The sequence below is a fragment of the Pseudoalteromonas sp. QJM3NY_22 genome (assembly GCF_056173065.1).
Genome location: NZ_CM149655.1, coordinates 2,104,460 through 2,116,385, shown reverse-complemented (window position 1 = coordinate 2,116,385; position 11,926 = coordinate 2,104,460). Strand labels below are relative to the sequence as shown.

8 protein-coding genes and 1 pseudogene are annotated in these 11,926 nt (G+C 38.5%); 3 read left to right on the top strand and 6 right to left on the bottom strand.

The features are described 5' to 3' along the window. Nucleotides 1–54: 54 nt before the first annotated feature. On the top strand, nucleotides 55–651 hold the full coding sequence (gene rrtA / locus AC0VZ4_RS09420; protein WP_475441637.1) for a rhombosortase: 597 nt from the start codon (nucleotides 55–57) through the stop codon (nucleotides 649–651). An 89-nt stretch (nucleotides 652–740) separates the two neighbouring features. Here the strand turns inward: rrtA and AC0VZ4_RS09415 are convergent, their stop codons facing one another. The 5 genes from AC0VZ4_RS09415 to AC0VZ4_RS09395 all read right to left on the bottom strand — a co-directional run bounded on the left by AC0VZ4_RS09415 (nucleotide 741) and on the right by AC0VZ4_RS09395 (nucleotide 8,028). Beyond that, nucleotides 741–3,251, bottom strand: coding sequence for a S9 family peptidase (locus AC0VZ4_RS09415; protein ID WP_475441546.1), 2,511 nt, complete (start codon nucleotides 3,249–3,251; stop codon nucleotides 741–743). 123 nt (nucleotides 3,252–3,374) lie between these two features. Then, entirely contained in the window at nucleotides 3,375–4,538 is a 1,164-nt protein-coding gene (locus tag AC0VZ4_RS09410) for an endonuclease/exonuclease/phosphatase family protein (protein WP_008135168.1), read from the bottom strand. A 112-nt stretch (nucleotides 4,539–4,650) separates the two neighbouring features. Beyond that, the gene (locus AC0VZ4_RS09405; protein WP_475441545.1) at nucleotides 4,651–5,802 is read right to left on the bottom strand and encodes a 5-(carboxyamino)imidazole ribonucleotide synthase; all 1,152 of its coding nucleotides are present in this window, start codon (nucleotides 5,800–5,802) and stop codon (nucleotides 4,651–4,653) included. Nucleotides 5,803–5,804: 2 nt separating this feature from the next. Beyond that, the gene (purE, locus tag AC0VZ4_RS09400; protein ID WP_002962540.1) at nucleotides 5,805–6,287 is read right to left on the bottom strand and encodes a 5-(carboxyamino)imidazole ribonucleotide mutase; all 483 of its coding nucleotides are present in this window, start codon (nucleotides 6,285–6,287) and stop codon (nucleotides 5,805–5,807) included. A 151-nt stretch (nucleotides 6,288–6,438) separates the two neighbouring features. Then, a complete protein-coding gene (locus AC0VZ4_RS09395; RefSeq protein ID WP_475441636.1) occupies nucleotides 6,439–8,028 on the bottom strand; it encodes an ABC-F family ATPase in 1,590 nt (529 codons plus the stop codon). A 388-nt stretch (nucleotides 8,029–8,416) separates the two neighbouring features. On the opposite strand from AC0VZ4_RS09395, the gene AC0VZ4_RS09390 reads away from it, so the two are divergent. Both AC0VZ4_RS09390 and AC0VZ4_RS09385 read left to right on the top strand, forming a co-directional pair. Further along, entirely contained in the window at nucleotides 8,417–10,036 is a 1,620-nt protein-coding gene (locus AC0VZ4_RS09390; RefSeq protein WP_475439728.1) for an IS1634 family transposase, read from the top strand. Nucleotides 10,037–10,384: 348 nt separating this feature from the next. Next, a pseudogene (locus AC0VZ4_RS09385) lies at nucleotides 10,385–10,582 on the top strand (porin); the annotation flags it as partial. A 23-nt stretch (nucleotides 10,583–10,605) separates the two neighbouring features. Here the strand turns inward: AC0VZ4_RS09385 and AC0VZ4_RS09380 are convergent. Beyond that, on the bottom strand, nucleotides 10,606–11,865 hold the full coding sequence (locus tag AC0VZ4_RS09380) for an IS4 family transposase (RefSeq protein WP_475439645.1): 1,260 nt from the start codon (nucleotides 11,863–11,865) through the stop codon (nucleotides 10,606–10,608). Nucleotides 11,866–11,926 lie beyond the last annotated feature (61 nt).

The following is an 11,926-nucleotide window of genomic DNA, read 5'->3' as shown; positions in this document are numbered from 1 at the left end:
TTAAAGTTAAACGGGCACAATATGCAAAAATTTATACTAAAAAATTACAATAAAATGCTTAATTTACCTATTCAACCTCGTTATATGTTGCCACCTATAATTTTGATGCTTTTTAGTACCATTTTTGCTGCATTTGATTTAAATAATTTACTAGAATTTAACAGGGAGCTAATTAATCAAGGCGAACTGTGGCGAATTTTTTCTAGCCAGTTTGTACACGCTAATTGGGCTCATTTGGGATTAAATGCCAGTGGTGTTTTATTAATTTGGTTACTGCATGGCGAATACACATCACCTACTCGTTACGCCGTTAATATAAGTGCGCTGGCACTGTGGTGTGGACTTGGCGTGTATTGGTTTTGCCCAAGCATACATATTTATACCGGATTAAGTGCTCTGCTGCATGGCGTAATTATTTGGGGGGCAGTTAAAGATATAACTGTAGGGCTTAAGTCGGGTTATTTATTATTTATAGGCGTATGGATTAAAATAGCGTTTGAGCAATTTAGCGGCCCTAATGCTGATATAGGAAAGCTTATTAACTCAACTGTAGCTATTGATGCACATTTAATTGGTGTTATTGGCGGGACTCTGCTTGCCATACCACTGATTATAGAACTCTTTAAAAAGAATTTTAAAAAGAAAAAATAAAGTTAGATTTTGTTCAATCCAATAAAAACGCCGCATTAGTTTAGTCAACCAATGCGGCGTTTTTGTTTTTATAATTTAATAGTTAAAGATTAAAGCGTTTCTTTAAATAACTTATGAATACGGCGGTATTCGTCTAACCAACTTGAAGGCTGTACAAAACCATGTGGTTCAACAGGAAATATAGCTGTTTCAAAGTTTTGTTTTTCAAGCTCTATTAAGCGCTGTACTAAACGCACTGAGTCTTGAAAAAACACGTTATCGTCAACCATGGGGGCATTAATGAGTAAACGTTTGTTTAAACCCTCAGCGTAATAAATTGGCGAGCTGCGTTCATACGCAATCGGGTCAACATCAGGATGGTTTAATATATTAGCCGTGTAACCTGTGTTGTAATGTGCCCAATCGGTAACAGGGCGTAGTGCCGCACCTGATTGAAATAATTCAGGCGCAGTAAACAATGCCATAAAGGTCATAAAGCCGCCATAAGAGCCACCATAAGTACCGACTGCTTTGGTATCAACGTTGGCATTTTGCGCCATCCATTTAACGCCATCGGCTAAATCTTGTGTTTCAGGTGTGCCCATTTGACGATAAATCGCAGTACGCCAATCACGCCCGTAGCCTTTAGATGCGCGGTAATCCATATCCATTACTATATAACCTTCATCAGCGAGCAATGAATGAAACATAAATTCACGAAAATAAACCGAAAACCCCATATGTGAGTTTTGCAAGTAACCCGCGCCGTGGTTAAAAATAACCGCTTTGCGATTTTTACCTACTTCACCTTCAACGTAATCAGCTGGATAGTATACTTTTGCGTATATAGGTTGTTCAGTATGGCTCGATGGCACGGCAACAATTTTAGGTGCAGTTAGTTTTTTAGCTAAAAACTCATCCGACACTGTGTGCGTTAAGCGCGTTGCTTTTGCGTTGGCTTGTGCGTCTGCTACATAAAGCTCATTAGGCATCGTAATTGTAGAGTGCTTAAGGAGTAACTTGGTTTCATCAGGGCTTAACGTGTAGTCAGTCATGCCATTTAAATCAGTAACTTGCTCACTCTTACCTGTTTGTGGGTTAACACGGTAAATTTCGTACAGGCCTGGGTGCTCCACATTCGCTTTGTAATAAATTGCGCTGTCGTCGCTGGTAAGCGTTAAGTTAGAAACCTCAAATTGGCCTTGTGTAAGCGCAGTTGCACTACCATTGACTGGCTTTTTATAAAGTTGGCTGTAACCAGATTCTTCCGATAGGTAATAAAGCGTGTTTGAGTTATGTAACCAACCAAAGTCGTTAAATGCGTAAGCAATCCATGCATCGTCATGTAGGCGGTGTTGCGACACAAGTTTGTTGTTTTTAAAATCAACGTTCGCAAGCCAGCGATCTTTGTTGTCCCACGCTTCAAGCATGACAGCCACTTGTGAGCCGTCGTCGTTCCATACTATTGGGCTTTGCTCAAAACCCCAGTCCATAATAAGGTTAATGCCACGAGGCGCCTTTTTAGACTTATATGTTTTACCATCACGTGCATAATTTTCTTTTTTAACTGCGGCTAAAACATCTTCATCAAAACCCGGTAAGGTATTAAAGCTAAGTGATGTTTGCTCTTTGTTAGTTAAATTGATGTAGACAAGCTGTGAGGTTTCTTCTTTAGCATCTGCAACACGGCGGCGTGCTTTTTTAGGCTCAATAGTTGCATCATTAGTGATGTAATTTGGCATAATATCGCCATCTGCGCGCCAATCAGTTTTTTCTTTAACTACGACTAATAACGCATCACCATTTGGCGAAAGCTGTGCCTCTGCAACTTTATTACCGTTACCTAAGTAGTAAGCCGTGTTAGCAATTGAATCATTTTGTTCATTAATTTGCTCATTGCGTGCTTGCTTATCTTTTTTATTTTTTTGTTGAAGCGCCACAAATTTAATCAGTTTATGCTGCTCTTTAGCAATATACGTGCTTGGCTCTTCAATCCCTTTAGGCTTATCAGCAAGTTTTAAGTTAGCAAGTTCATTGGTTAATCCTGTTTTTAAATCAACTTTAAAAAACACATTACCTTGGCGGTAAACTAAATCACCATTGTTTAAAAATTGTGGTTTAGACTCACTTGTTGATGTCGCTGTAATTTGTTTAAGTTCACCTGTTTTTAGGTTTTTAACAAATACATTGCCTTTAAATGTGTAAGCCGCCATTGTTTTATTTTTAGAATAAACAGCTTTATTTGAACCCACAGTATGAAGTTTATTAAGTGCTACCTGCTCTGCTGTTTGGCTGTTAACAGATTGGCTAAATAAATTGCGTAATGTATTACCTTGCTCTTTTTGAGCATAAATAATAGTAGCTGAATCGCTTGCCCAATAAGCGCTCTCTGGCTGATTACCCATCCAATCGGGATCGGCCATTGCTTGTTCTAGCGTTATTTTTTGTGAGCCGATATCTGCTGGTGTGTTTACAACCGCAGCAACCTTGGTTGCTGGTAAAGCACTTTGCTGTGTTGAAGAGGTGTTAGTGTTAGCGGTAGCGCTACAACCTGCAAGCATGATACTTGAGGCAACGGCTAAGGCCACTAATGTTTTAGATGAAGAAAAATTAAAAATCATAGTGCTTCTATACGGTTATTATAATTAGGCCGTATTTAAGCAGAAGCACTCAAGTTATTGCAATTATTTAAGATAAATAGCCATTAAACAGGGTAAAGCTCAGTTTACTAATTGTAATAGACGTTATTCAATTACTAAATCAAGCCACACCAGTCGATGATCGCTTGATGCGTTTCTGTCTTTAATTAAACGGTATTCATTACTGGTTTTAGTTGGCCAAAACACCCCACCGTCCTTAATTTTTAAGCCATAGTTTGACGGTAAAACGTAATCAACACGGGCTTGCCAATTAGCACTGTAATTTTGTGCATAAGGCACATCATACTGCTCTTTAGCACCTTCACTTTTTGGAACAAAGTGAGCATTTATTAATGGGTTTTTAAGTAATTGGTCGGTGGTATTTGTACGGGCTTTATCGCCTTCAGGGGCTGCGTTTAAATCGCCTAAAATAACAAAACGAGAGCGAGCTTTTAAACCGCCTTTTTCGCCTTTATCGTCGTAAATATACTTAGCATTTGAAACGTAATCGGCTATTAACCTTACTTCATCGTGGTTACGCTTGCCGTTTCTGTCCTCTTCACCGTCAAATACAGGCGGTGTTGGGTGAGATGCAATAACATGAATGGTTTTATCGTTTACGCTAATAGGTAAATCCCAAAACGATTTAGAGCTTAGTCTAAGTGCTTGCCATTCTTGTGCGTTATACCAGTTTTCGCCTGTTTTAGGCATTACAGGCATTTGAGCATTTGGCATGTCTTTATATTTAAAAGTTTGAAGGGTTCTTACTTTATCAAAATCGATTGGGTATTTTGACAAAATAGCCATACCATAATGCCCTTCAAAAAAGCCAAAGCCTTGTGCATCGCCCATCACGCCATTTTTTTTGCCATCATTATCTAAATCAAACTCGGTGGCTAGGCCTGTATTTACTGGGGCTATATAAGAGTAAGGATAGTTAATAGCGGCTTGTTCTTGCTGACCTACATTTAAATAATGTTTATTAAAGTATTCAATGCCCTGCTCTTTTGGGATGTAATCAAATTCGTTAAGTAAAATAATATCAGGGCGAACACGCTGAATAATTTCCGCTATGTTCTTAATTTGCTGGTGGTTTGCTTTAAGTGAGTTAACTAAGGCATCACTTTTAACTTGCTCGCCTTTAGGTGTGTGATTAGTTGCATCCATACTTACATTAAAAGTAGCAACACGAAGAGAGTCTGATGCAAATGTATTTAAGCTAAATAATGCAGTAATGGCTAGCACGCCAGATATTGTTTTTAGTTTCATTGTTTTACTTCACAAATTTAAAATTAGACTTTAACAGTATTACATATTCAAAGCCCATTTTTATGACAAAAAAATACCGGCTTAAGCCGGTATTTATATAAAGGTATGATAACTATTCACTGAGTAGTAAATTGGCAGCTGCTTTTAAAATACCAGGGTACTCTTGTTCAGGTAGGTATTCTGAAAGTTCGCCAAGCTTATCGGCGAGTTCATTTATATTTGTAGCCGATACATTTATATGGCCCATTTTACGCCCTGGCTTTGCTGTTTTTCCGTACCAATGACTTGTAACATTCGCTATATGTAAAATTTCACTCGGTATACTTGATTGTCCTAATACATTAATCATTGCTGTAACGTATTTAAGTTCTGTATTACCAAGCGGTAAACCTGCAACAGCACGCATGTGGTTTTCAAACTGGGAGCAATGGCAACCTTGTTGCGTCCAGTGGCCAGAGTTATGTACGCGCGGTGCAATTTCGTTAACGAGTAATGTGCCTTGAACATCAAAAAACTCTATAGCCAATACGCCAACGTAGTTAAGCTCGTTTGCTATTTTTGTAAATGCATTGTTTGCTTGAGCTTCAACATTTTGATTATTTTTACCGGCAATAGAGAGCGTCAATACACCATTGGTGTGCTCGTTTTCTGTTAGCGGATAAATAGCAACATTACCGTGTTTGTCGCGCGCACCAATAATAGATACTTCACGATCAAACGGGATCATTTTTTCAGCAATAATCGAATGAGGCGCAAGCTGCGTGCCTGATGCAATAAAATCAGCCATTTGTGACCAAATTTCGTCTATTTGATCATCCGATTTTAAACGCCATTGGCCTTTTCCATCGTAACCCGCTTGGCATGTTTTAATTACAAGTGGTTTACCTAGAGTTTTAACGGCAAGTTCTAAATGCGCTTTTTCAGTAATTAGTTGATACGGCGCACAAGTTACGTTTGTTTTATCAAGCAATGCTTTTTCAAGCGAGCGATCGCCACCGGTTTTAATAGCGGCTTTACCTGGGTAAAACTTATTGCTGTTACAGCAAAGTGTTAGTACGTCATCAGGAATATGCTCAAACTCGGCAGTAATGGCATCAGCGTTTGATATAGCTTGCTCAAGCGACGTGCTATACACATCGCCTGTTAGTGGGTGCTTAATTTGCTTGCTGCCTACATCGTACGCCACAACGTTTAAATTAAGCGGCGCGCCGGCAAGGCTCATCATACGTGCAAGTTGCCCTGCACCTAATATTAAAATATTCATTATTACTCTGCAGGGTTTGGATTAGCTAATATAGTGTCGGTTTGCGCTTTACGAAACGCTTCAATTTTTGCAAAAATTTCTGGATTTTGACACCCTAAAATTTGTGCAGCTAATAACCCCGCGTTTGCTGCGCCCGGCTCACCAATTGCTAGCGTACCTACTGCAACGCCTTTAGGCATTTGGCAAATAGATAAAAGTGAATCAACACCATTTAATGCTTTTGATTTTACAGGCACGCCAAGTACAGGAAGCGACGTAAAAGCAGCTGCCATACCTGGTAAATGTGCTGCGCCGCCAGCACCAGCAATAATAACTTTAATACCACGTTCTGCGGCTGAACTTGCGTAATCAGCAAGTAATTGAGGAGTGCGGTGTGCAGACACGACTTTGGTTTCGTACTTAATGCCAAAATGCTCTAGCATAAGTGCGGCATGTTCCATGGTTGGCCAATCTGATTTAGAACCCATAATAATGCCAACAGTCATAAATACTCCTCAGTAATGTATTTTAAAAATAGCGGACTTATATCCGGTTTTAGGCGGGTATTATACCCAAACCAAGTTTAATTGCGACTCACAAAAACAAAAAAAGCCATGTTTAAACATGGCTTTTTAGAGTTAACGGGTAAATAGCTAATTAAGCTTCTTTACTCGCTAGGTATTCTGCGTAGTTGCCTCTAAAGTCGATAACTTTACCGTCTTTAACTTCCCAAATTCGGGTCGCAACCGATGATACAAACTGACGGTCGTGCGAGACAAACATCAATGTACCTTCATAAGCTTCAAGGGCTAAGTTAAGCGCTTCAATAGATTCCATATCCATGTGGTTGGTTGGCTCATCCATTAGCAATATGTTTGGTTTATGCATCATAATTTTACCAAACAGCATGCGGCCTTGCTCACCACCTGAAATTACTTTAACTGATTTTTTAATATCGTTTTGAGAGAATAACATACGGCCTAAAAAGCTACGAACCACTTGCTCGTCGTCGCCTTCTTGTTGCCATTGTTCCATCCACTGAAACAAGTTCATGTCGGTTGCAAACTCATCAGCGTGATCTTGTGCGTAGTAACCAATGTTCGCGTTTTCAGAAAACTTAAACTCACCAGCTTTTGGCGCTAAGCGCCCTGCTAATGTATTAAGTAATGTTGTTTTACCAACACCATTTTCACCAATAATAGCAATGCGTTCGCCAACTTCTACTAAACCTTCAAGTCCAGAAAACAACGTATTGTAGTCAAAACCTTGTGTTAGGTTTGTCATTTCAAGCGCGTTTCTGAATAACTGCTTTTCTTGGTCGAAACGAATAAATGGCGTTTGACGTGAAGATGCTTTAACTTCGTCTAACTGAATTTTGTCGATACGTTTAGCGCGCGATGTTGCTTGCTTAGCTTTAGATGCGTTAGCAGAGAAGCGAGAAACAAACTGTTGAAGTTCAGCAATTTGGTTTTTCTTCTTCGCGTTTTCGCTAAGTAGCTGCTCACGTGCTTGCGTTGCTGCAAACATGTATTCGTCGTAGTTACCTGAGTAAATACGTAGCTCACCGTAGTCAATATCGGCCATGTGAGTACACACAGAGTTTAAAAAGTGACGGTCATGCGAGATGATTATCATGGTACAGTCGCGTTGGTTTAACACGTCTTCTAACCACTTGATGGTGTAAATATCCAAGTTATTGGTAGGCTCATCAAGTAGCATTATATCTGGGTCTGAAAACAACACTTGTGCCAGTAGCACGCGAAGTTTAAAACCAGGTGCAATTTCTGACATTGGGCCAAAATGTTGGTCAGTGCCAATACCTACGCCTAACAGAAGCTCGCCTGCTTTAGATTCAGCAGAGTAACCATCCATTTCAGCAAACTCAGTTTCAAGATCGGCTACTTTCATACCGTCTTCTTCACTCATTTCTGGTAAAGAGTAAATACGGTCACGTTCTTGTTTTATTTTCCACAGCTCTTTGTGACCCATGATCACAGTATCAATTACTGAGTATTCTTCGTAGGCAAACTGGTCTTGGTTTAGTTTAGCAACACGTTCATTTGGATCAGTACTTACATTACCTGAAGACGCTTCGAGCTCACCACTTAGAATCTTCATAAATGTTGATTTACCACAACCATTTGCACCGATTAAACCGTAACGGTTACCATCGCCAAATTTTGCTGAGATATTTTCAAATAATGGTTTAGCACCAAATTGCATGGTGACATTAGCTGTACTAATAATAGCGCTACCCTCCAAAGGAGTAATGATGTATTTAAATTGCGCGCAGTTTAAACCAAAATGGCCTGTTTTTCTATGAAAGTTTAAAGGCAGACCACTACGTTTTAGCCATTTATTATGACTATCTAGTTGGTAGCTAAAATAACGGATTAGATTTAATGGTTTCGTTAATTTTTATGCAAATTAAAATCCAAAAATTATTTTTTATAAACAGGCATGAGGGGTTAGAAATAGGGATACAGATTAGATTAACGTGTTTGTGTGTTTACTTAACTCATTTAACTACAACCTATAACAGACATTGATCAGACCAATTTCAAAAATTTCGATTTAATTTAAACGCTTAATTCTCTTTAATTTGATAAAATAACATCTCAACTTTGAGGTGTATATGAATCTAAAAATCAAACGGTTAGACCATCACGGTATTGTTTCAGGTGTTATAGAAGACTTAAAAATTGTCAGCCTTTTAGATCAATACTTACCTCAAGACGATAAACAAGAAATCACCCCCGGTGAAGCTGTAAAAGGCATGATCATGAATGGACTCGGTTTTGCCAATCGACCTTTATCACTCAGCCCTCAATTTTTTACTAACTTGCCTCTTGAACATTTATTTCGTGAAGGGGTTCAAGCATCACATTTTAATCGTCACAAACTTGGTAGAACTCTCGATCAATGCTTCGAGTTTGGCTGTGAAAGCTTATTTTCATTAGTCTCCGGACAAGCATGTGAAATAGAACAAGTTGATAAAACCTTTGAATCACTTGATACAACGAGTCACTCACTGACAGGTGAATATGCTTTTGATGATGGAGATAGTGATGAAAACGTCATTAAAATTACTCATGGCTATAGCAAGGCTCACCGTCCTGATTTAAAACAAGTCGTACAAGAAATCATTGTTAGCCAAGATGGTGGGATCCCGCTTGCATGTAAAAACTGGGATGGTAACAGCGCAGACACCGCTATTTTTAAAGCGCGAAGTAAGGCGCTTGTTGACGAGTTCAAAAAAAGCCAAGCTCCTAAATACCTTGTGGCAGACTGTAAACTTTATCATAAAAGTAATGCTGAGTTTTTAACCAAAATTCAATTTCTCACGCTAGTACCTTCAACAATTTCTCTTGAAAAATCCTCTATAAGTACAGCCATAGCAGCCAACCAATGGGTTAATATTGATGATAACTATCAATATGTTGTTGAAGAGATTGAGCATATGGGGATAAAGCAAAGATGGATGATTATTTATTCAAAAGCAGCTAATAGCCGAGCACAAAAAAGCATTGTTCGACAAGTTGAGCGAGCACACACAGGCATCAAAAAAGACCTCTTCCATTTACAAGCTCAACGTTTCGCTTGTCAAACTGACGCACAACGCGCATTAGATAAATTAGCGAAAAAGATGAAGCATCATCAAATAGCGACTCAGCAATTTATTAAGCATAAAGTCTATGAAGGTAAAGGGCGACCTAAAAAAGATGCGCCAGTAAAAAATATTGAATGGCAAATCACGGCAGAAATTGAAGAAAACGAAAGCGCAATAAAACAGATTGTAGAACAAAAGTCATGCTTCGTATTAGCAACGAATATTGATAAAGAAGCCCTTTCACCAGTAGGTTTACTTAAGCATTACAAAGCACAATCTGAAGTAGAAAAAGGGTTTAGGTTTTTAAAAGACCCCTTGTTTTTTGTTTCATCATTATTTATCAAAAAGCCAAGTAGAATAGATGCTCTGTTGATGGTGATGACACTTTCATTGTTAGTTTATTCAATCGCGCAAAGACGAATGAGAGCGAATATGAAAAAAGAAAAAGCCACGATAGCGAATCAAATCAATAAAGAAATATCTAACCCAACATTACGTTGGGTCTTTCAGTGTTTTGAGGGAATTAATCTACTCCAGCAAGGCGACAAAATCAGCTTGGATGGTTTTGATGAGTTCAGGGAAAAGATAATAAGGCTCATTGGTGGACATGCGTTGCATTTATATAAAATCCAAAAAGTTGCCTAGGGGTCTGATCAATGCCTGCTATAAAAATAAAAAGTTATATTTATGAAAATAAAGCGATTTTAGAGCTTTTGCACTAGTTACTATTTTTTAACCAAGATGAAATTAATTCAAATTATAATTTTAACACACCACTTATTACCAATCCTTTTTCCCTACAAAACAACTAAAAAAACAAACCTCAGCAACACTTGAAAAACAAAATTAACCTTTAGTGAATATATATTAAGTTTAACGCTTAATTTTAGTGAGTATTTTTCACTTTTGAGCTGTTTATTGCTTTGTTAACCTTTGAATCTGAATTTTTACCTACGTAAAAAACTGACCAATTTACACAGGGCAACACACAAGATGAGCAAAAAATTAGCAACACTTATTAGCGCAAGTATTGTAATCGCACCCGCTGTTTCGGCAGTAGAGTTATACAAAGATGATAAAAACACTGTTGAAGTAGGTGGATATCTTGATGTACGTGTAATTAATACACAAAACGAAACCGAAGTTGTTAACGGTACTTCGCGCATCAACTTTGGATTTACCCGAAAGCTTAAGAAAGACTCATAGCTTAGTTCTTAAGGAACACAGACCGTGTGACTTCCTATCTTAAAACGGCAAATATCATTGTTTTTCTCAATGCTTTGCCGCTTACAATTTACCGCTAGTAGCTCAAATACACGATGTATCTTATGGCTGCACCGTGTTTGTTCTATGCAATCCAGAATATCATCCAACCAAAGATAACTGCACTTACTCGCTCTAAATGTCGAGATCGCACACTTAAACATACCCGCTGCACTATGGCAGATAAAACGCTTGATAAGTGTTTGCAGTATGCTCAGCCAAACCAATGATTCGGCAATATGAGGATCTCGTGTGATGAACCCTTTAAGGTTATTCCATGACTTTAGTTCTTTGAAAAACAACTCAATTTGCCAACGAGTTGCATATATATCGAGTAGCTCGTCAAAGCTAAACTGTGCCTCTTTTAAATTAGTAACAAGGAAAACGGGGCGCTTTTCATTCGGTAAATAGATAAGCCTGTACTCGGGCCCATTTTTCTTCCAACGTACTGTTAATTCAAGTGGTTGGCTTGCGAATTTATCGAGTAACGTTTTGAGTTTAATGTTCTTTTCTTTAAGTTCTATACCCGCGCAATAGGCTGATGTAACGATTGGGTTAATGTTTTTATTTGCTCTGATCAAAAAATATCCGCCATCTTGAGCTACTTGCTCAAAGTAATCTAAGTCAAAATACCCAGCATCAGCAAGTAATAACGTATCTTCAAGTGTGTGGCTACCTGGTAAAAAGGCGCGCTCAGTTTCAACATCAGGACGAATATCTATTTCGCAGGGTTGTTCATTAAATAGGTCATAGGTAACGTGCAACTCAATTGCGGCAGGACTTACAGCAGTAAAACGACCAGCAAAAACCTGCGCTAATTCATCATGTAGAGCAAATGAAGAACCATCTTGCAATAACACTCGCTGTATTCCTCGCTGGGTAAAAAAGGTTTTATCCAGCGTGTTTACAGTCAATTTAGACATCGCTTGAATAACGAGCTCACGGACAAGCTCAGTCAAGGCTGGTTTTCGAATTTGATTATGAAAGGGTTTATAACTTATCGTGCAATCAGCCTGCGTTCGCAAGTTTTGATGGATATCTGACAAGTTAGCGTCTTGCAGGCAAGATAAGCTTTTAAATACGGCTTTGAGCAGAGAAACGATCGACAGGCAACGGTGTCGAACTTGAAATCCAGAGGTTTTTGCAAGCTCAATGAGGTGTTTTTCTGAGATAAGGGCTTTTAATTGGTTTGAAACTTGGTTAATCTGCATGTGAACTCTGTTTTTAGTCATGTTTTTATTGGCGTAACTATTTGATCATTAACAGAGTTCA

Excerpts from the sequence above, each read along its gene's own strand:
- AC0VZ4_RS09410 (WP_008135168.1), bottom strand. The coding sequence starts at position 4,538 with ATGAAACTAAAAACAATATCTGGCGTGCTAGCCATTACTGCATTATTT.
- AC0VZ4_RS09380 (WP_475439645.1), bottom strand. The coding sequence starts at position 11,865 with ATGCAGATTAACCAAGTTTCAAACCAATTAAAAGCCCTTATCTCAGAA.
- AC0VZ4_RS09415 (WP_475441546.1), bottom strand. The coding sequence starts at position 3,251 with ATGATTTTTAATTTTTCTTCATCTAAAACATTAGTGGCCTTAGCCGTT.
- purE (WP_002962540.1), bottom strand. The coding sequence starts at position 6,287 with ATGACTGTTGGCATTATTATGGGTTCTAAATCAGATTGGCCAACCATG.
- AC0VZ4_RS09405 (WP_475441545.1), bottom strand. The coding sequence starts at position 5,802 with ATGAATATTTTAATATTAGGTGCAGGGCAACTTGCACGTATGATGAGC.
- AC0VZ4_RS09390 (WP_475439728.1), top strand. The coding sequence starts at position 8,417 with ATGAATCTAAAAATCAAACGGTTAGACCATCACGGTATTGTTTCAGGT.
- rrtA (WP_475441637.1), top strand. The coding sequence starts at position 55 with ATGCTTAATTTACCTATTCAACCTCGTTATATGTTGCCACCTATAATT.